The organism is Burkholderia sp. SRS-W-2-2016 (assembly GCF_001931485.1).
In the GTDB taxonomy this organism is placed as follows: Bacteria; Pseudomonadota; Gammaproteobacteria; order Burkholderiales; family Burkholderiaceae; genus Paraburkholderia.
Map to the genome: position 1 here is coordinate 39002 of NZ_MSDV01000053.1, position 18440 is coordinate 57441.

The following is an 18440-nucleotide window of genomic DNA, read 5'->3' on the forward strand; positions in this document are numbered from 1 at the left end:
AGGATGCGGCTAAGGGCGTGACCTCAACGCGGCCGTTGCCGCACGAATGGTCCGTCAGAAATCCGCTTCGGCAATCGGCACCGGCCGGACGGCACCGTCGGTCGCCGGGTACAGCGTGATTCTAAGGTCGCCGGCCTCGACCTCCGACGCCGCGCCTTGCTCGGGAAAATTGAACGACTCGGATTTGAACAGACTGCCCGTCATCACGTCCTGGTAGCGGATGTCGTAATTCCCGGGCGTGATATCCGACAGGGTGAAGCTGGCGCCCGCGGGGATATAGAACTGGCGCACCGGGACGTGCGCGATGCTGTCGACCCACGTCAGCTTCGCAAACACGCCGAAGTCGTTGCGCGCGTTGTCGACCGTCACCTGCCAGTGCCCGCTGTTTTGCCGGATCGCCTCGCCCGCGATATAGCCCGCCTCGGTCGGCCACGGCGTCCCGTTCGGAGCAAGCGGCCGTGCCGGTGCGACAGCAGACGTGCCGGCGGCGGCCGAGGCCTTGAGCGCCGCCGCATCGATGTTCGCTGGCGACACCGCCGCGTGCGCCGCGCCGTCGGTCCCGGCGTGCTTCCGGTCTTCGTTCGACGCTTCAGCCGCCGGCACCGCGCTCGTCGCGCTCCGTTTCGCGGCGTACTGGGTCGCGCGCACATCGAGCGTTGGAGGTTCGTCCAGTATCAGCGCCTTGACTCCCACGATCCCGAGCAGAGCCAGCGGAATCCAGAGCCGCGGCCCCCACAGGTGCCTGAAACGGCGCGCGGGACGGGACTGCTTTGACGTCGACGTCGACTTCGGCTTTGAATGCGACCTCGCGCCACGACCGCGCGGCGCGGGCTGCGGCCTGATCGGCGCGCGCGGCGACATATAGGATTCGCCGGCCAGATCGAGAAACGGTGCCGGCGCCGCCGGTATCGCGTGCGTCGCGGCCTCGCGTTCCTTGCGGGCCAGCCACTCGTCGTGCGCCCTGCGTTTGGCCGGATCGCTTAGCACTTCGTAGGAGCCGTTGATGATCTTCATCACGTTGACCGCGTCCGGATCGTCGGGACGCCGGTCCGGGTGATGTTTCTGGCTCAGTGTCTTGTAGGCAGCACGAATCACCTCCGGCGGCGCGTCGCGCGACACCTTGAGGTTGTCGTAATGACTGTGAATTTTCTCGCCCACGCGCTTGCCCCGGTGGTTGTAATCATTTTCGCGGGATTCTACTCGCGCAGCGGATTTTTCAATGGGCGCTCGACCGCACTGAAACAGCAATTCCTCCCGCGCCTGGCGCTGTGGCGGAACACTTGCCTTCCGGGATAAAGCTGTATAAATTAACAGTACTGTGTTTTTATACAGTAACACCAGGAGGCGCAATGGAACATCTGGTCAGGGTCTACAACGAGAAGGACCGTCGAACGCTCGAATGGCTTCGCCGGTATGTGGGCGATGCGGCGCTTGCCAGCGCCATCGCGCGGTGTGCGGGACCGGGCAAACCGTATCTGTCGGCAGTGTGCAGACGCCTCGGGGTGCGAGCGCCGGAGTTCTCCATCGCGCGGCCAATGCCGAGCGCAATCGCCGAACACTCGCTGGCAACCATGCGCAGCATTCTGGCTGCCCGCACGATGTCGGCAAAACAAGGCGCCATCGCGACCGGCCATTTTCGTTGAGCCGTGACGTGAGCTTTTATATTTTTAGAACCGGCCGCTCAACTTTGATTAGTTGAGCGATCCATTTTTGCGGTCATCAACTGCCGGCCTGGCAGAAGTGCGGAAACCATTCATCGAGCATTGAGCGGCTGTGCGTCAGGGATTTCACCAAGTATTCGTGAACTGACGGTCGTGCCAATCTAGGCACAAGTGCCTTTTCCAATGGAGACCGGCATGCAAGCTGAAACGCTCAAGAACGTCAGGGCCGCCGCCTTTTTGCGTTGGTCGGCACTATGTCTGCTGATGCTGCCGGTTACCGGCCTTCTCTGGGCGTCGAATGCGTCTCCACCACAAAGTGCGGCCTGGCTCTGTTTCTCGTTCGCGGTCTATCTCTGGCCTTTAGCCGGCATCCTGCTGGTCATCGCAGCGGGATTCGATAGCCCCCGGCGCACCCCACACCCCGAAAAAGACGCGATCTGGCGTGAGGCGCACGGGCGCTAACGTCGGGGCTTACTGGTCGAGAAATTGACGCAGTTTGTCGGCGCGGCTCGGGTGCATCAGTTTGCGCATTGCCTTGCTTTCGATCTGCCGGACCCGTTCGCGCGTCAAATCGAACTGCTTGCCCAGTTCCTCGAGCGTATGGTCCGACGCGGTGTCGATCCCGAAGCGCATGCGCAGCACCTTCGCTTCACGCGGCGACAATGCGTCGAGCGCCTCGTCGATCGCGCTGCGCATGTTCGCATCGACAGCGGCCTGCGCGGGCGACGCCGCCAGCGGGTCTTCGATCATATCGCCGAGCGTCGCGTCGGCGTCTTCGCCCACTGGCGTCTCAAGCGACACCGGCTGGCGCGCGACCTTCAACATACTGCGCACCTTCTCTTCCGACAGCTCCATGCGCTCCGCCAGCACGGCCGGATGCGCTTCCTGCCCGGTCTGCTGCAGGATCTCGCGTGAAATGCGGTTGAGCTTGTTGATCGACTCGATCATGTGCACCGGCACGCGGATCGTGCGCGCCTGATCCGCGAGCGCGCGCGTGACGGCTTGACGGACCCACCACGTCGCGTAGGTCGAAAATTTCCAGCCGCGTCGGTATTCGAATTTGTCGACTGCTTTCATCAGGCCGATATTGCCTTCCTGAATCAGGTCGAGAAAATGCATGCCGCGATTCACGTATTTCTTCGCGATCGAAATCACGAGGCGCAGATTGGCCTCGATCATTTCGCCCTTCGCCTGGCGCATTTTCGATTCGGCCACCACCATCTGCCGGTTGATCTTCTTCAGCTGTTGCAGCGGCAGTCCCGTATTCGCTTCGATCTCGATCAGCTTCTGCTGTTCGGCGTGAATCGCCGGGAGACTGCGTTCGAGCGCGGCGCCGTATTTGCGCGATGCCGCGGCAGTGCGCTGCCCCCAGTCCAGATCGGTTTCGTGGCCCGGAAACGACTCGACGAACTTGTCGCGCGGCATCGCGCAACGGTCGACGGCAATCGCGAGAATACGACGCTCGACCGCGCGCGCCTGCGCGACCTGGTTCTGCACGTCGCTGCACAGCCGGTCGATGGAGCGCGCGGTGAAGCGAATCGGCGCCAGCTCGCGCTGGATCGCCGTACACGCGCGCGCGAACGCTGCTTTGCCCTTGCCTTGCGCGGCGCCGGCACGCAAAACCGGCTCGGCCAATTTACGCACTCGCGCAAAGATAACGAGGCTGTCGCTGGTCAGCTGTTCGAGCCGCGCCGCGTTCGCCTTCGCCGAATCTTCCTCGGCCATCTCGCCGTCGTTCTCTTCGTCGTCGCTATCGGTGGTGTCCGCCGCTTCGAGGTCCGTCGTATCGGCCGACTCAACCGCTTCGGAGTCCTCGTTGAGACCGTCGACCAGCTCGTCGATGCGCAACTCGCCCGCCTCGATCTGATCGACGCTCGCGAGGATCGCGCGGACCGTGGCCGGACACGCGGCAATCGCCTGGATCATTTCCTGAAGGCCCGCTTCGATGCGCTTCGCGATCTCCACTTCGCCCGCGCGGGTCAGCAATTCGGTCGCGCCCATTTCGCGCATGTACATGCGGACCGGGTCGGTGGTGCGGCCGAATTCCGAATCGACCGTGGACAGCGCCACTTCGGCTTCCTCGTCAGCCTGTTCGTCCGACACCGCGGCCGGCGCCGCGTCGTTCAGCAGCAGCGTCTCCGCGCTGGGCGCCTGCTCGTACACGGCAACGCCCATGTCGTTGAAGGTGCTGACGATGGTTTCGATCGCGGCGGTCTGCGCGAAGTTATCCGGCAAGTAGTCGTTGATATCGGCGTGCGTGAGATAGCCCCGCTCCCTGCCCAACTGGATCAGCGCGCGCATCTGCTGTTGCCGTTCTTCGTCCTGCAACTCTCTGGACGCGGCGTCCACCGGCAGCAGAACCGCGGCGGCCTTGTCCTTCGTCGCGCGCCGCGCCAACGTCTTGTGCATGAATGCGACCGTGTCTCGGCCTGAATCATCCCGAACGGAACTTGCCATATTTTCTCCTGGACAGATTTGCCCGGCGATAGCGCGACCATTGGCTACTGCGCACCGCAGCCGGTGAACCACATACACTCATGTGCTTCAGGTGGGGAGCAATTGCAGAATCGCAACGAGCAGGAAACGCGGCCTGCTCGACGGAGCGGACCGGTTGGAACAGCGCAACAAACGAAAGAACAGCGCAGGGAAAAACCACTGCCTAAAATTATAGCACAAATTGTTGCGTCGCACCAACAGGGTGCGTTCCGGCCGCTGGCGGCGCCCGGACAAAGGATCGGCGGTGCGTCGACGTGGCGAGCGAATTACCCGGACGCCCCCGCTCCGTGCGGATCGTTATCGCCGCCCTGGCTCAAATAACGGAGCTCGAGTTCGAGCACCCGGCCGACGTCGCGCACGAATTCCTCCATCGCCGCGAGGCATTCGGCACTTCCCAACGGGAAATCCTCGGGATTGCTCTTCCCTTGCGCCCGCCGGATTGCCCGGATGCTGGCTTCGAGCGCACGCGCTTCGGCCAGGATCGGGTCGTCGCCCGGAAAGTTCGGTAGTTCATCCGTCATGCCAAGAATTTCGGCCTGGGCCGGGCAAACTTTAGCGCGCTGCGCCGACGGGAGCCGGGGCGCCCGGGTGAGAAACCGGGCGCCATGCCGATTGCCGGGGTCGATGTGAATTCCTGCGGCGGCACATGCTTTGCTGCGCTTGCAACGTCGTTTGCAACAAGTTAGCCAGCGTGACAAAAAAAGGACCCCTGCCATGAAGCTCTACTATTCCCCCGGCGCGTGCAGCCTTGCCGACCATATCGCGATGCATGAGGCCGGTCTGACGTTCGACCGCGTTCGCGTCGACCTGAAGACCAAGGAAACGGAAACGGGCGAGCAGTTCAACCAGATCAATCCCAAGGGTTACGTGCCCACCCTGGAGATGGATGATGGAACGCGTTTGACCGAAAACGTCGCGATCCTTTCGTGGGTCGCGCAGCGCAAACCCTCGCTTGCGCCGAACGACGAACCCGGCAGTTTGCGGCTCCTCGAGATGCTCGCCTTCATTTCGACGGAAATTCACAAGCAGTTCGGCCGGGTTTTCAAGCCCGCATCGGATGCGGAAGCCGCAGCGGCGCGCGAGAAGCTCGGTCAACGTTTCCAGTTGATCGCCAGCATGTTTGCCGGCGATTACCTGTTCGGCCGCGATGCGAGTGTCGCCGATGCCTATCTGTTCACGATGCTGCTGTGGGCAAACAAGGTAGGCATTGAAGTCCCGGCAAAACTGAACGACTTCGCCGGCCGGATGCGCGCGCGTCCAGCCGTCCAGCTCGCGCTGAAGCACGAGGGCCTGGATTGACGATCACTTCACGTGCGCCGCAAATCGCCGCTCCGTCTCCACCGCCTCCGGCAGGCCGATGAACTGCTTGAAGTCGTCGAACGTGGTGAGCCGGTCGGCGACCGCCTCGGTGGTCCCCTCGCGCATGAAAATATCGAACATTTCCTTGACGGCCTTGTGCGCGGCCGTCATCGATTCGATCGGCGCCAACGCGTAGGCAAAGCCCATCCGGTACGCGTCGTCGAGCGATACATACGGGCTCTTGCCGGTGCGCGCCATGTTGAACAGGATCGGCTTGTTCAGATGCTTGAGCCGCTTCGTCAACTGCTGCATCTGCTCGATGCTTTCCGGCGCATCGGCGTACAGGCCATCGGCACCCGCTTCCGCATACGCTTCGAGACGCTCGCATGCATCGTCGATGCCGGTCACCGCGATCGCGTCCGTGCGCGCGACCACGAAGAAATCCGGATCGCGTCGTGCCTCCAGCATCGCGCGTAACTTCAGTTGCATCTCTTCGGTCGAGACCAGTTGCTTGCCCGCGAAGTGCCCGCATTTTTTGGGCAGCGCCTGGTCTTCGAGATGCAGCACCGATGCCCCGGCTTCTTCCCATAGCCGGATCGTGCGCTGCACATCGAGGATGCCGCCGTAACCGGTATCGGCATCCGCGAAAACGGGAATCGTCGTCACCCGGCAAATGCGGCGGATGTGCTCGAACATTTCGGTCTGGGTCAACACACCGACGTCGGGCTCGCCGGCGACCACCGCCGCCGATGCGAAGCCGCTCACGTAGATCGCCTTCGCGCCGGCGTTTTCGGCAAGCTTGGCGGTCAGCGCGTCATGCGCGCCGAGACAGACGAACGGCGCGGACTCTTTGAACAGTGCGCGAAAACGGGCTGAGCGGCTCAAGACAGTTCTCCTCGTAGCAGGTTGATTTGTTCGGATCCCCAGGCATTGCGCGATGCTGATGGTTAGCGTGCGTGCCTAGCGCGCGTCGCCCGGCCATGCCCATGCGCGGGACCGCCGGTCGGCCGCGCGGAATCGCGCGATCTGTTCGTGCAGGCGCAGCGTCTGGTCGATTTCGTCGAGCCCTTCGAGCAGCGCGGCCTGCTGCGCGGGATCGAATGCGAACGCGACCGGTTCGAGCCCCGGCGCGCGGATTTCCAGCGTGCGCAGATCGACTTCGAACGGCGCGCCGGACTGCGCGACAGCGGCGAGCGTCGCGATGCGCGCGGCGTCGAGCACGATCGGCAGCAGGCCGTTCTGCAGGCAGTTGTTGAAGAAGATGTCGCCGAACGAAGGCGCGATCACGCATTCGATCCCATGCTCCTCCAGCGCCCACACGGCCATCTCGCGCGAGCTGCCGCAGCCGAAGTTCTGCCCGCCGAGAATGATCCGCGCGTCGCGAAACGCCGGCTGGTTCAGGATGAAATCGTCGCGCTCGCCGCTTTCGGGCCCAACGCCCCGGTAACGCAGCGTCTCGAACAGCCACGGCCCAAGCTGGCCGCGCTTCAGTTGCGAAATCCGCTCGATGCGGATGATCAGATCGGTATCGACGTTGTTGCGCAGCAGCGGCGCGGCGGCGCCGCGAATCAGCGTGACGGCTTTCATCGTTGTGCTCCGGGCGGCGTGGCGAGCGTGGCGGTGGTGGCGGGTGTGGGCGTGGCGGGTGCCGTCGCTAACGGCGGCGCGGCGATGTGTCCCGCGAGCGCACTGGCGGCGGCCACCGCCGGGCTCGCCAGATGCGTGCGCGCGCCGGGCCCCTGGCGGCCGATGAAGTTGCGGTTCGACGTCGATACGCAGCGCTCGCCCGGCGCCGCGATATCGCCGTTCGCGCCGACGCACATCGAGCAGCCCGGCTCGCGCCATTCGAAGCCCGCGTTCGCGAACACCGTGTCCAGTCCTTCTTCGTGCGCCTGGCGCGCGACCGTCAGCGAACCGGGCACGACCCACGCCTTCACGTGCGGCGCGACGTGCGCGCCTTCCACGACCCGAGCCGCCGCGCGCAGATCCTCGATCCGGCTATTCGTGCACGAACCGATGAAGACCCGGTCGACGCTCAGTTCTCCCAACTGCTGCCCCGGCTTCACGCCCATGTAGTCGAGCGCGTTGCGCCACGCGCCGCGCTTGCCCGCATCGGCGACGCTGTCGGGATCGGGCACGCGCTGATCGAGCGCGACCACGTGCTCGGGACTCGTGCCCCACGTGACCTGCACGCCGATGTCCGCCGCGTCGATCTCGACCTCGCGATCGAAGTGCGCTCCCGGCTCGCTCGCCAGCGCGCGCCATTCGGCGACGGCGGCGTCGAACGCGGCGCCCTGCGGCGCGTGTGGACGGCCGCGCAGATAGTCGAAAGTGATGTCGTCGGGCGCGACGAGGCCGAACTTGGCGCCCATTTCGATCGTCAGATTGCACAGCGTAAGTCGGCTCTCGATCGACAGCGCGCTAACGGCCGAGCCCGCGTATTCGACCGCATAGCCGGTGCCGCCGGCGGCGCCGAGCCGGCCGATCAGATACAGGATCATGTCCTTCGCGCCGACGCCGTCGCGCAGCGTGCCGTCAAAGCGCACGCGCATTGTCCTCGGACGCTTCTGCCGGATCGTCTGCGTCGCGAGCACGTGCACCACTTCGGTCGAACCGATGCCGAACGCGAGCGAGCCCATCGCGCCATGCGTGCAGGTGTGGCTATCCGCGCAGACCAGCAGCGTGCCGGGCAGCGACAGCCCCAGCTCCGGCCCGATCACGTGCACGATGCCCTGCTGGCCGCTCGCGCCGCGGTCGAACAGCGGTATCGCGTGATGCTTCATCTGCGCGCGCATCGCGTCGACCATCTCGGTGCTCCAGTCCGCGTCGCCGGCGCGGCGGCCGGGCTGCGTCGAGATCACGTGATCGAGCGTCGCGAAGGTTTGTCCCGGGCTATCGACCGCGAGCGAGCGCTTCTCCAGTACGCGCACCGCCTCGACGCCGGTCAGTTCGTGCAGCAGATGACGGTCGACCTGCAGCAGGTCGATGCCGCTCGCCAGATGCGCGATCACATGGCTGTCCCACAGTTTGTCGAACAGCGTGCGAGGCGTGGCGCCGGACGACGCCGGGGCGGGGGTGTGCATACGAAATCTCCGTGGTGGCGCGCGGCGAACCGCGCGCGCGTTGAGCGCCAGATTGAGTGCTAAGCGTCGTGCGCGAGGTGTTTTTGCCAGGCCAGAAACAGCAGATTGACGACGGTGGCGAACACGAACAGCATCAGCGCGAGCGCCATGATCGTGCTGGTCTCGCTGCGGTTCATCGCGATCATCAACAGCCGGCCGATCCCGCTTTGCGACGCGAACATCTCGCCGATCAGCGTGCCGAGCAGCGTCAGCGAAAAGCCGATGCGCAGCCCCGCCACGACTTCCGGCAGGCAGGCGGGCAACAGAATGTGCTTGGCGAATTGCGCGGGCCCGAGCCGGTACGTATGCGCGGCGCGCGTATAAATGGGCGGCAGGTTGCGCACCGCGTTCATCGTGAACAGCGCGATCGGCACGATCCCGTGAATCACGCCGAACACGATCTTGGCCCACAGGCCGAGTCCGCACGCGAGCAGCACGACCGGATAGAGCGTGACCTTCGGAATCGAGTAGAAGCCCATCATCAGCGGTTCGGCCACCTCGCCGGCGATGCGCCGCGCGCCGAGCAGCAGACCGAGCGCGACGCCGCCCACCGCCGAGATCACGAACGCCGAGCCGAACGCGATCGACGTCACGCGCAGGCTTTCGGGGAAATCCGCGTCGCTGACGATATGCGTGGCCCGCATCAGTGTGCGCCACGGCGTCGTCACCACCGTCGGCCCGAGCAGTTCGCTGACGAGCTGCCACAGCGCCAGCAGCACGACGACCAGCACGACGCCGTCGAGCCAGCGGCGCGCATGGCGCGGCCGCGACGTATGCGATACGACGATCGTACTCATGCGGCCTCCCGCCGGATGCGCCGGTACAGGCGCGTTTCGGCCGCGCGCAACAGGCCGTTCAGGGTCGCGACGAACACGAGCATCAACACCATCAGCCCGTACATGGTCGGATTGTCGAAGGCGTTGTACGCGAACGCGATCTGATAGCCGAAGCCGGAACCGGACAACACGAACTCGCCGGCCACCACCGCGATAAACGCGTAGACCACGGTCAATTTGATGCCGGTAAACACGTACGGCAGACTCGCCGGCAGCGTAATCAGCCGGATCTCCTGCAACGCGCTCATCCGGCAAACCTTCGCGGTCCGAAGCATCACGCGCGGCACGCGTTCGAGCCCGTTGAGCGTATTTACCGCCATCGCCACCACCGCGAAAATGAAACCGATGCCGACCAGCGGCCAGCGGTTCAGCCCAAAAATCACGATCAGGATCGGATACAGCACGAACACCGGCACCGCGTAATACGACAACAAAAGCGGATCGAGCACGCGCCGCAAACGCGGCAGCCGGAACAGCACGACACCGCCGATAAAGCCGAACACGACCGCAAGCAACACCGCGAGCAGCGCGGTGCCGAGCGTTTGCACAATGTCGCTGGTGTACTGGCCGGAGACCAGCAGACTCCACGCGCTCGCGAGCATCGCCGACGGCGGAATGAACGACACCGGATTGATCCACGCCATCCGCGTGACGAGTTCGAGCAGCGCGACGAGCGCGACCACGATGCCGATGCGCCAACGCGCGGCCACGCTCATGACTGGCTCCCGAGCGCCTTCATCGCCTCGGCGCGCAGCAGGCCCCACACCTGCGCGCTCAGTTCTCCGAAGCGTGCATCGGTGGCGATCTGACTATCGCGCAGGCGCGGCCAGTGAGTTTCGATCGTCGCGATGAAACGGCCCGGACAGGCCGACATCACGCCGATCCGGTCCGACAGCAGCACCGCTTCGTCGATCGAGTGGGTAATCAGCATCACGGTCGCGCCGGTGTCGCGCCACAGCTTCAGCGTCTCGTCGCCCATCAGCAGACGGGTCTGCTGATCGAGCGCGCCGAACGGCTCGTCGAGCAGCAACAGGCGCGGCCGCACCACCATTGCGCGCGCGATGCACACGCGCTGGCGCATGCCGCCGGACAGTTGCGCCGGATACGCATTCGCGAACGCCTTCAGCCCCATGAACGACAGCGCGTGCTCGACCCGCTCGCGCACTTCGGTCTCCGAAACACCGGCGCGGCGCGCGGCGAACGCGGCGTTGTCGAACACGTTCAGCCACGGAAAACTCGCGTCCTCCTGAAACACCACCGCGACGCCGTCGGGCACCTGGCGCCCCACCTCGCGGCCTTCGAATTCGACCTTGCCGCCGCTCGCCGGATTGAGCCCGGCGAGCACGTCGAGCAGCGTGGACTTGCCGCAGCCCGACGGGCCGACCACCGAGAAGAACTCGCCCGCGCGCAGTTCGAGACTCACCGGACCGAGCGCGTGAAACGGCGGCTTGCCGCCGCTGCCCGGATAGATGCGCGTGACGTCGGTCAGCCGCGCCTCGACGCGCTCGCCGTCGCCGCGCGCCGCCTGGTCCGGCACGACCGAGATGCGCGCGCCCTTGTTCGCGAATGCGCTCATCGTGACCTCAGCCTTTCGAGCGCAAATCGGCCGGCAGTTGCGACTGATCGATGATCTTCGACCAGTCGAACGGACCCGCGGGAATCGCTTTCACCAGAATCAGGCCCTTCAGCACTTCGTCCATGCTGGCCATGTCGAAGCTGCCTTCGCTCCAGTATTTCGGATCGTTGTCGAGCACGTCGCTGATCGCCGACAGCGCCACCTTCGGATCCATCTTGTACTGGCGCGCGACGATCTGCGCGCTCTCGTCGCGATGCGCGGCGATGTATTGCACCGCCTTGCGACGCGCGAGAATGATCCCGCGAATCACCTCCGGATGCGCTTTCAGATAATCGGTGCGCACCACGCCGACCGTTTGCGTTTCGTTCGGCACGACGTCGCTCGCGCGGAACGCGATCTTCACGATGTCTTTTTTCTCGCTGAACGCGGGCTCGGTCATATAGCCGGCGTCGATCGCGCCCTGCTGCAACGAGGTCAGCATCCCGCTCGAACTGCCGACCGGTTTGCGCTGCACCTGGCCGGTCAAGCCGGCTCGATCGAGCGCGATCGTGCTGATCGTGTCGGTGGTCGACTTCGGGCTGCTGTAGCCCATCGTCTTGCCCTTCATCTGCTTGATGCCGGTGATCGTGCCGCTCTTCGGCTGGACCCACACGAGATCGGCGAGGCTTTGCACGCCGCCGTGCACGATGGTCAGATCGACGCCCTGCTTGATCGCCGAGATCGCCGCGGGCAATGCGACTTCACCGTACGGAATCTCCGAGGCCATCGCATTGCGCACCGTCGTGCCGCCGCCTTCCGACGTGATGAAGCCCGTCACGTCGACGCCCTGCTCCTTGAAAAAGCCCTTTTCCAGCGCGACCGCGAAAGGCACGCCGTACATGCCGTCGCCCCAGTGCGTGACAGTGAGCGGCGCGGCTTGCGCGGACGGCGCGAACGCGGGGCCGGCCACGGTGGCCGCGAGCGCGACCGTCAGACAGATAGTTCGCGCGAATCGACGAGTCGCCAGCATCGTTTTGTCTCCATCCAGTAGTCACGGTCGAGCCGTTTTTTGTGGTGTGGCCGCGGCGTTTGCACCGATTCGCGAACGCCGCCGCGACGCGTTTCGATTCGAAACGCGTAAATTAATGTATGCGTTATTTGCGACTAAGGAAAGGAGAATCGCGTGCAGGTTAACCCGCTTACCGGCCGACGCGCACCTGGCGGGGCCGTCGCACAGTCAGGTCGTCAGGCCTGCTGAATGCCGAACTGCGTCAGCACATTGGTCTGATCGCGCCAGCCGCGTTCGCGATGCGCGCGATACAGGCCGCTCGCGCGCGCCGCGTCGCCGCCACGGATCGCGGCAACGATCGCGCGGTGTTCCTCGATCGATTTGGCCGGCTGCGGATGCGGCTTCACGCGCTGGGTCAAACGCCGCACGCGATGCACCTGGTCGCGGCAGTTCATCACGAGTCGCACCAGACGCGCGTTGCCGCCGAGCGTGACGAGGGTCTCGTGAAACACCTCGTCGGCTTCGGCCCACGCGAGCATGTCGCCGCGCGCGAGCGCGTCGGTCATCTGCGCGCACGCGTCGTCGAGCGGGGTGAGATCGACGTCGGCGCGTTCGGCCAGCAGCGCCGCCGCGGTCGATTCGAGGCTGATCAGCACCTCGTAGATATGACGAATGTCGGACAGCGAGACGGGCACGATGCGGATACCGCGGCGCGGCACGATCCGCACGAGCCCTTCGCTTTGCAGCCGCACCGCAGCCTCGCGGATCGGCGTGCGACTAAAGCCGAGCAGCAACGCGAGTTCCTGTTCGAGCAGTTGCGTGCCGGGCGTCAATTCGCTTTCGATAATCCTGCGGCGCAACTCGCGATAAGCGGCTTCGGTGGAACTCGGGCGGCGCGCGTCGGCGGGTTCGTGGTGATCGGAGTGATCGGCTTGAACGGCCGCTTGCGGAGTGGACTGCGTGGGCTGTGCGGCGGACGCCTGCTTCGCCGCCCTCGATGCGCGCGCCGGTGCGCGACTGCTGGTGTGCTTCGCGGAGCGGGCCGGCGGTGTCGCGCGCGAAGCAGACATGGTGTGATCCTCGTTTGAATCGCATCGGCACGATGCGGGTGTGTGGCGGCAATCTTAGCACCGCTAAATCAACGCGGCGTGGCCCCGCTTTGCCCGCTAACGTCTGCTCTCACACGCCGGCCAGATGCGTGAGCAACGCGCGGCACGCGGCCGGCAAAGCATCGAGCGAACGCACGCCGACCAGCAGCTCGCGCGCCGCCCACGGGTCGGTCAGCGCGACGATCGCGAGACCGTCGCGGCCCGCGTGCTGCCGCGCGACCGCTTCCGGCATCACGCCCAGCCCGAGGCCGGCGGCGATCATCACGCACTGCGCGTCGTAGCCGGTCACCTGAATACGGACCTGCACGGGCCGGCCGTGTTCGTGCGCGGCGCGCGTCAACTGCTGGCTGATCGCGGTATCCGGCGGCAACGCGACGAATTCGTGCGCGAGCGTGTCGGCGAACGGCAGCGCGTCGGCGCTCGCAAGCGGATGACCGGGCGGCGTAACCAGCACCAGATTGTCGTGGCGATAAGCAAACGTCTGCACCGCATAGCCATGCGGGACCGACGTGAAGATGCCGATATCGGCCGCGTTATCGACCAGCGCGCGGACCACCTGGGTACTCGGCTTTTCTTCGAGCTGGATCCTCACCTGCGGATGACTCGCCGCGAAACCGCGCAACTCACGCGGCAAAAACTGCACGATAGACGAGATGTTCGCGGCGACCCGCACCAGACCGCTCACGTCCTCGGTGTAATCGCGCATCTGCACCGCGATGTCGTCGAGTTGATGCAGCGCGCGATGGGCGAGCGCAACGAGCCGCCGCCCCGCATCGGTCGGCGCGACGCCCTTGTTCGTGCGATGCAGCAGGCTCACGCCGAGCAGCGCTTCGATTTCGCTGATGCGCTTGCTGACCGCCGCGGCGGCGATGTGCTCGCGCCCGGCGGCGGCCGCGATCGTGCCGGTCTCGGCGACAGCGACGAACAGGCGTAACGACAGCGGATCGAGCGAGGACATGACGGCAACGGATCGGGTCACGGAGATCGCAGTGTAGCGAATCGCACGCGTCGCAACACGCTGTCATCGCGCGCGACGATGGCGGCATGGCGAAGCACTGCTTTTATAGCGCACGTATCCGCGGGATCATCGGGCATCACGACATGCGGCGGGAGACGACCATGAGCACAACGGTAAATACGGCGATGAGCGCAACACCCCAACCCACCACAGCCAGCACGAACGCAGGCGCGAAGATCCGGGTGTTCTGGCAGCCCGGCTGTTCGTCGTGCCTGCGCACCAAGGAATTCCTCACCAAACAGGGAATCGCATTCGAATCGATCGACGTGCACAACGATCCGGCCGGCCGCGACGCGCTGTTCGAACTCGGCGTGCGCAGCGTGCCGGTCGTCGCGATCGGGATGCGCTACACGTTCTGCCAGAGCATCAACGACGTGATCCGCTTCCTCGACCTGAAGACCGATCCGAATCCGCCGTTGCCGCCGGCCGAACTGGTGGAGAAGCTCGCGCACGTGCTCGCGGCCAACGTGCGCTACACCCGTCAATTCGGCGACGCGTATTTCCGCGAGCCGTTCCGCAACCGCAACCGCACGCCCGCCGGGCTCACGTTCCATGTGTTCCGCGTCGCCGAAATGGGTATCGAGGCCGCCCGGCAGATCGATCTGCGTTTCGAATCGTTCGACGACCAGCCGCCCGCCGACTGGTCCCAGCAGGACATCGCGCGCCGGGGCGAGAGCGTGCGGCAGCGTCTGCTCGACTGGTGGGACAGCGAGGCGGACCGTTCGCTATCCTACGAAGTGCCGACCTATTACGGCCGCCGCTCGATGCACGAGGTGCTGGAACGCACCGCATGGCACGCGGCGCAGCATACGCGGCAGGTCGCGTTGATGCTGGAGCGCGAAAACATCGCCGCCGACGGCCCGCTGACGCGCGACGACCTCGCCGGTCTGCCGGTGCCCGACGAAGTGTGGGACGACCAGAAGTAATGCTTCGGCTTCGCAAAACGCGGCAAAAGCGGATATCCCGGTAGTTTTTCCTTTCAACATGCCGACGTTAACGTATGCATTGCTTGGCGTTGCGCCGCGCTCCCGTATAATCGGCTGACGCCGTCGCGCGAAACCGCGACGGCGTCAGTCGGCGTGCCGTCGCCCGCAAGCGGCGCCGGTCGGCCGCTCCGAGTCCGCCTTTTCGACGTCCGTACGCAAGGTACGCGCTCGCACAACATGGCCCACGCTTCGACTGCCGGCGCGGCATCGCAACCGCCGCGCGAAACCTCGACCGACGCGGTCTATCAACAGATTCGCGCGCGCATTCTGTCCAACGAATTCCGCCCGGGCACGCAGCTGCTCGAACAGGAACTGGTCGCCCTGTTCGGCGTCAGCCGCACGCCGGTGCGCGAAGCCTTGATCCGTCTGCAGAAGGAAAATCTGCTGGTCATCGTGCCGCGCCACGGGATGCGGGTGCGCAGCATCTCGATCGCGGATATCGAGGAAGTGCAGCAGGTGCAGGCGAGTCTGGAAGCGACTGCCGCCGAGGCGGTCGCGCGCGCCGCCCCGAAAGCGAAAGACCTGAAGCCGCTCGACAAAGCCTGTACCGAGATGGAGCGCGCGTTCGAGCGCGACGATCTGGCCGCGTGGGCCGCGGCCGCCGACGCGTTCTATGCGCATCTGCTCACGCTCGCGGGCAATCCGCGCCTCACGCAGATCGTCGGCGAATGCCGCGCGCAGATGGGGCATGTGCGCGATATGACGTTGCGGCTGGTCGACTGGCCGGATGCGCAGACCGACGCGTTGCGCGCGATCGTCGCCGCCGCGCGCGCGGGCGATGCGGCGACGGCGGGCAGCGTCGCGCGTGCGCACCGAACGCGGATCGTGCAGTGGCAGGTCGACGCGTTGCGGCGGCACCGGATTTTCGACGTATAGCGCGCCGCCGCGCGCAGCGCGCATCCCGCCTGGCCTCCTGAATACCGCCCGCCTGCGTTGCGCTCGCCGCAACGCTCGATTGCGCGCCGGCCGGCTTCCGCCCGGATGCCGCCTCTTCTAATCTCTGCTCCTGAAAACCTTGCCCCGCCGAACCGGCACAGTCATGCCGCGGCCGGGCGACCGCCCCGCCTCGCCCGTATTCGCGAGGTACCCGTTCAAGGAACCGAGATGTCCACACCGTCACGCACTATCGGCAGCAAACCCCACTCAAGCCCGCTATCGACGGGCCTCGTCGCCCTTTTCGCGTTCAGTTGCGGCGCGATCGTCGCGAACCTCTACTACGCGCAGCCGATCACGCTGCTGATCGGCTCTTCTCTGCACATGTCCGGCGACACCGCCAGCCTGATCGTGTCGCTGACGCAGATCGGCTACGCGCTCGGGCTCTTTTTCATCGTGCCGCTCGGCGATCTGCTCGAGAACCGCAAGCTGATGATCACGACCGCGCTGGTCGCGATCGCCAGTCTTGCCACGGCGTCGTTCGCGCATTCCGCCAGCGTGTTTCTGCTGCTGTCGTTGCTGATCGGCTTCAGCTCGGTCGCCGTACAGATTCTGATCCCGCTCGCGGCGCACCTCGCTCCCGACCATTCGCGCGGGCGCATCGTCGGCACGATCATGAGCGGGCTGTTGCTCGGCGTGCTGCTGGCGCGCCCGCTGGCCAGCGTGATCGCCGATCATTTCGGCTGGCGCGTGGTGTTCGGCAGCGCGGCGGTCCTGATGGCACTCGTGACCGCGCTGCTCGCGCTGACCATTCCGCGCCGCCAGCCGCAACACCGTGCCACCTACGTCGAACTGCTCGGCTCGCTGATCGCGCTGACGCGCACGTTGCCGGTGCTGCGCGATCGCGCGCTCTACCAGGGTTTGATGTTCGCGTCGTTCAGTCTGTTCTGGACCGCGGTGCCGATCGAGCTGACCCGGCAATATGGGCTGTCGCAATCGCAGATCGCGTTGTTCGCCCTCGTCGGCGCGATTGGCGCGACCTCCGCGCCGGTCGCCGGGCGGCTGGCCGATGCCGGGCACGCGGTGCGCGCGACGATCGTCGCGCTGGTCACCGCCGCGCTCTCGTACCTGCCCGCGCTCGTGTATCCCGGCAGCGGCCTGTTCGGGCTCGTCGTCACCGGTATCGCGCTCGATTTCGCGGTGCAGATGAACATGGTGGTCGGCCAGCGCGAGATCTACGCACTCGATCCGGCCAGCCGCAATCGTCTGAACGCGCTCTATATGACGAGCATTTTCGTGGGCGGCGCGCTGGGCTCCGCGCTCGCGAGCCTGCTGTTCGAGCGCGGCGGCTGGCCGCTCGTCGCCGGTGTCGCGTTGAGCTTTCCGCTGCTCGCGCTGGCGCACTTCCTGGCGGTGGGACGCAGCCACGCCCGTGTGAACCGCTGAACCGCTGAACCGCTGAACCAATGACGTCGTCCGCCGCGCGCGGGCGACGCGTTACTGGAGCCGCGTTTCGATGAACTGCAGGAACGCGCGCACTTTCAGCGATTGACGCCGGTTCGGCAGGAACGCGGCGAACACGACCGCCGCATCGTCGTGCGGCGTGACGTGATGATCCGCGAACAACGCGGTCAGTTGCCCCGCCCGCAGATGCGGCTCGACCAGCCAGCGCGGCAACAGCGCGATCCCTTGCGCGGCGAGCACGGCCGCGAGCAGCATATCGAGGCTGTTGGTCACGAGCCGTCCGCGCACGTTGACCCGCTCCTGCTGACCGGCGTGCGTGAACATCCATGCCTGACGCGCACGATAGCTGCCGCCGTACGCGATCCGTAGACATTGATGGTCGGCCAGTTCGGCGGGCGCGGCAGGCGTGCCGTGACGTTGCAGATAGTCGGGACTCGCGACGACCAGCCGCGGGTTATCGGCGAGTACTTTCGCGACGAGTTGGGGATTGTCGGCCGGCACGCCGATACGAATGGCGACGTCGATCCGGTCGAGCGCAAGATCGACCATCTGGTCGGCGACGACCACGTCGAGCGCGACGTTGGGTTGCTCGCGCATGAACGCCGCGAGATGCGGCGCGAGCACAACGCGGTTGTAAGTCGCCGGGACGGTGAGCCGCAGCGTACCGACCGGCACCGCGCCGCTATCGAGAATGCTTTCGTCCGCTTCGGCCAGTCCGTCGAGCACGGCGGCGATGCGCTCCACGTAGTTCGCGCCGGCGTCGGTCAGGCTGACGCGCCGCGGGGTGCGCGTCAGCAACGCAGTGCCGAGATCGGCCTCCAGCGCATCCATCAGCCGGGCAACCGATGACGTGGCGACCCCCATCCGCTTTGCCGCCTTGGCGAAGCCCTCGGCATCGGCTACTTCGAGCAACGTTTTGAGGGCGACGAGTTTGTCCATGACTCCTTGGTTCACGCACCGTGCGCAATGTCGCGGTAGCTTACACGTGAACGCGGGGCCGTGCGGTTACCGT

Annotated in this window: 19 protein-coding genes; 6 read left to right on the forward strand and 13 right to left on the reverse strand. The window is 65.6% G+C overall.

Going from position 1 to position 18440, the window contains the following annotated elements:
• Positions 1-54: 54 nt before the first annotated feature.
• Positions 55-1248 carry a J domain-containing protein gene (locus BTH42_RS35825; protein ID WP_218642018.1) on the reverse strand — a complete coding sequence of 398 codons (1194 nt, stop codon included), beginning with the start codon at positions 1246-1248 and terminating at the stop codon, positions 55-57.
• A gap of 101 nt (positions 1249-1349) precedes the next feature.
• On the opposite strand from BTH42_RS35825, the gene BTH42_RS23460 reads away from it, so the two are divergent.
• Positions 1350-1643 carry a hypothetical protein gene (locus BTH42_RS23460; RefSeq protein ID WP_075303552.1) on the forward strand — a complete coding sequence of 98 codons (294 nt, stop codon included), beginning with the start codon at positions 1350-1352 and terminating at the stop codon, positions 1641-1643.
• Between the two features lie 213 nt (positions 1644-1856).
• On the forward strand, positions 1857-2123 hold the full coding sequence (locus BTH42_RS23465) for a hypothetical protein (protein WP_075303553.1): 267 nt from the start codon (positions 1857-1859) through the stop codon (positions 2121-2123).
• A 9-nt stretch (positions 2124-2132) separates the two neighbouring features.
• On the opposite strand, the gene rpoD is transcribed toward BTH42_RS23465, so the two are convergent.
• Both rpoD and BTH42_RS23475 read right to left on the reverse strand, forming a co-directional pair.
• Positions 2133-4118 (reverse strand): RNA polymerase sigma factor RpoD, encoded by a 1986-nt coding sequence (rpoD, locus tag BTH42_RS23470; RefSeq protein ID WP_075303554.1) that lies wholly within the window; start codon positions 4116-4118, stop codon positions 2133-2135.
• 305 nt (positions 4119-4423) lie between these two features.
• Complete coding sequence (locus BTH42_RS23475; protein WP_075303555.1) at positions 4424-4678, reverse strand: hypothetical protein; 255 nt, start codon at positions 4676-4678, stop codon at positions 4424-4426.
• A 193-nt stretch (positions 4679-4871) separates the two neighbouring features.
• On the opposite strand from BTH42_RS23475, the gene BTH42_RS23480 reads away from it, so the two are divergent.
• The gene (locus tag BTH42_RS23480; RefSeq protein ID WP_075303556.1) at positions 4872-5456 is read left to right on the forward strand and encodes a glutathione binding-like protein; all 585 of its coding nucleotides are present in this window, start codon (positions 4872-4874) and stop codon (positions 5454-5456) included.
• A gap of 3 nt (positions 5457-5459) precedes the next feature.
• Here BTH42_RS23480 and BTH42_RS23485 read toward each other — a convergent pair whose 3' ends face one another.
• The 9 genes from BTH42_RS23485 to BTH42_RS23525 all read right to left on the reverse strand — a co-directional run bounded on the left by BTH42_RS23485 (position 5460) and on the right by BTH42_RS23525 (position 14045).
• A complete protein-coding gene (locus BTH42_RS23485) occupies positions 5460-6341 on the reverse strand; it encodes an oxaloacetate decarboxylase (protein ID WP_075303557.1) in 882 nt (293 codons plus the stop codon).
• 75 nt (positions 6342-6416) lie between these two features.
• The gene (leuD, locus tag BTH42_RS23490) at positions 6417-7043 is read right to left on the reverse strand and encodes a 3-isopropylmalate dehydratase small subunit (RefSeq protein ID WP_075303558.1); all 627 of its coding nucleotides are present in this window, start codon (positions 7041-7043) and stop codon (positions 6417-6419) included.
• Positions 7040-8539: a 3-isopropylmalate dehydratase large subunit gene (gene leuC, locus BTH42_RS23495; RefSeq protein ID WP_075303559.1), complete on the reverse strand. Its 1500-nt coding sequence runs from the start codon at positions 8537-8539 to the stop codon at positions 7040-7042. The genes leuD and leuC overlap by 4 nt, the downstream gene beginning before the upstream one ends.
• A 59-nt stretch (positions 8540-8598) precedes the next feature.
• Positions 8599-9375 carry an ABC transporter permease gene (locus tag BTH42_RS23500; protein ID WP_075303560.1) on the reverse strand — a complete coding sequence of 259 codons (777 nt, stop codon included), beginning with the start codon at positions 9373-9375 and terminating at the stop codon, positions 8599-8601.
• Entirely contained in the window at positions 9372-10130 is a 759-nt protein-coding gene (locus tag BTH42_RS23505; RefSeq protein ID WP_075303561.1) for an ABC transporter permease, read from the reverse strand. Before BTH42_RS23505 ends, BTH42_RS23500 begins: the two co-directional genes overlap by 4 nt.
• Entirely contained in the window at positions 10127-10990 is an 864-nt protein-coding gene (locus BTH42_RS23510; RefSeq protein ID WP_075303562.1) for an ABC transporter ATP-binding protein, read from the reverse strand. The genes BTH42_RS23505 and BTH42_RS23510 overlap by 4 nt, the downstream gene beginning before the upstream one ends.
• A gap of 7 nt (positions 10991-10997) precedes the next feature.
• The gene (locus BTH42_RS23515; protein ID WP_075303563.1) at positions 10998-11999 is read right to left on the reverse strand and encodes an ABC transporter substrate-binding protein; all 1002 of its coding nucleotides are present in this window, start codon (positions 11997-11999) and stop codon (positions 10998-11000) included.
• Positions 12000-12214: 215 nt separating this feature from the next.
• The gene (locus BTH42_RS23520; protein WP_075303564.1) at positions 12215-13048 is read right to left on the reverse strand and encodes a GntR family transcriptional regulator; all 834 of its coding nucleotides are present in this window, start codon (positions 13046-13048) and stop codon (positions 12215-12217) included.
• Between the two features lie 109 nt (positions 13049-13157).
• Complete coding sequence (locus BTH42_RS23525; RefSeq protein WP_075303565.1) at positions 13158-14045, reverse strand: LysR family transcriptional regulator; 888 nt, start codon at positions 14043-14045, stop codon at positions 13158-13160.
• A gap of 161 nt (positions 14046-14206) precedes the next feature.
• On the opposite strand from BTH42_RS23525, the gene BTH42_RS23530 reads away from it, so the two are divergent.
• The 3 genes from BTH42_RS23530 (at position 14207) to BTH42_RS23540 (ending at position 17410) form a co-directional block, all read left to right on the forward strand.
• A complete protein-coding gene (locus BTH42_RS23530; RefSeq protein ID WP_256702184.1) occupies positions 14207-15031 on the forward strand; it encodes a glutaredoxin domain-containing protein in 825 nt (274 codons plus the stop codon).
• A gap of 237 nt (positions 15032-15268) precedes the next feature.
• Positions 15269-15967 carry a GntR family transcriptional regulator gene (locus BTH42_RS23535; RefSeq protein WP_075303566.1) on the forward strand — a complete coding sequence of 233 codons (699 nt, stop codon included), beginning with the start codon at positions 15269-15271 and terminating at the stop codon, positions 15965-15967.
• A 228-nt stretch (positions 15968-16195) separates the two neighbouring features.
• Positions 16196-17410 (forward strand): MFS transporter, encoded by a 1215-nt coding sequence (locus tag BTH42_RS23540; RefSeq protein ID WP_075303567.1) that lies wholly within the window; start codon positions 16196-16198, stop codon positions 17408-17410.
• 51 nt (positions 17411-17461) lie between these two features.
• Here the strand turns inward: BTH42_RS23540 and BTH42_RS23545 are convergent, their stop codons facing one another.
• A complete protein-coding gene (locus BTH42_RS23545; RefSeq protein ID WP_075303568.1) occupies positions 17462-18367 on the reverse strand; it encodes a LysR family transcriptional regulator in 906 nt (301 codons plus the stop codon).
• Positions 18368-18440 lie beyond the last annotated feature (73 nt).

Excerpts from the sequence above, each read along its gene's own strand:
- BTH42_RS23460 (WP_075303552.1), top strand. The coding sequence starts at position 1,350 with ATGGAACATCTGGTCAGGGTCTACAACGAGAAGGACCGTCGAACGCTC.
- BTH42_RS23465 (WP_075303553.1), top strand. The coding sequence starts at position 1,857 with ATGCAAGCTGAAACGCTCAAGAACGTCAGGGCCGCCGCCTTTTTGCGT.
- rpoD (WP_075303554.1), bottom strand. The coding sequence starts at position 4,118 with ATGGCAAGTTCCGTTCGGGATGATTCAGGCCGAGACACGGTCGCATTC.
- BTH42_RS23475 (WP_075303555.1), bottom strand. The coding sequence starts at position 4,678 with ATGACGGATGAACTACCGAACTTTCCGGGCGACGACCCGATCCTGGCC.
- BTH42_RS23480 (WP_075303556.1), top strand. The coding sequence starts at position 4,872 with ATGAAGCTCTACTATTCCCCCGGCGCGTGCAGCCTTGCCGACCATATC.
- leuD (WP_075303558.1), bottom strand. The coding sequence starts at position 7,043 with ATGAAAGCCGTCACGCTGATTCGCGGCGCCGCCGCGCCGCTGCTGCGC.
- leuC (WP_075303559.1), bottom strand. The coding sequence starts at position 8,539 with ATGCACACCCCCGCCCCGGCGTCGTCCGGCGCCACGCCTCGCACGCTG.
- BTH42_RS23500 (WP_075303560.1), bottom strand. The coding sequence starts at position 9,375 with ATGAGTACGATCGTCGTATCGCATACGTCGCGGCCGCGCCATGCGCGC.
- BTH42_RS23505 (WP_075303561.1), bottom strand. The coding sequence starts at position 10,130 with ATGAGCGTGGCCGCGCGTTGGCGCATCGGCATCGTGGTCGCGCTCGTC.
- BTH42_RS23510 (WP_075303562.1), bottom strand. The coding sequence starts at position 10,990 with ATGAGCGCATTCGCGAACAAGGGCGCGCGCATCTCGGTCGTGCCGGAC.
- BTH42_RS23515 (WP_075303563.1), bottom strand. The coding sequence starts at position 11,999 with ATGCTGGCGACTCGTCGATTCGCGCGAACTATCTGTCTGACGGTCGCG.
- BTH42_RS23520 (WP_075303564.1), bottom strand. The coding sequence starts at position 13,048 with ATGTCTGCTTCGCGCGCGACACCGCCGGCCCGCTCCGCGAAGCACACC.
- BTH42_RS23525 (WP_075303565.1), bottom strand. The coding sequence starts at position 14,045 with ATGTCCTCGCTCGATCCGCTGTCGTTACGCCTGTTCGTCGCTGTCGCC.
- BTH42_RS23530 (WP_256702184.1), top strand. The coding sequence starts at position 14,207 with ATGAGCACAACGGTAAATACGGCGATGAGCGCAACACCCCAACCCACC.
- BTH42_RS23535 (WP_075303566.1), top strand. The coding sequence starts at position 15,269 with ATGGCCCACGCTTCGACTGCCGGCGCGGCATCGCAACCGCCGCGCGAA.
- BTH42_RS23540 (WP_075303567.1), top strand. The coding sequence starts at position 16,196 with ATGTCCACACCGTCACGCACTATCGGCAGCAAACCCCACTCAAGCCCG.
- BTH42_RS23545 (WP_075303568.1), bottom strand. The coding sequence starts at position 18,367 with ATGGACAAACTCGTCGCCCTCAAAACGTTGCTCGAAGTAGCCGATGCC.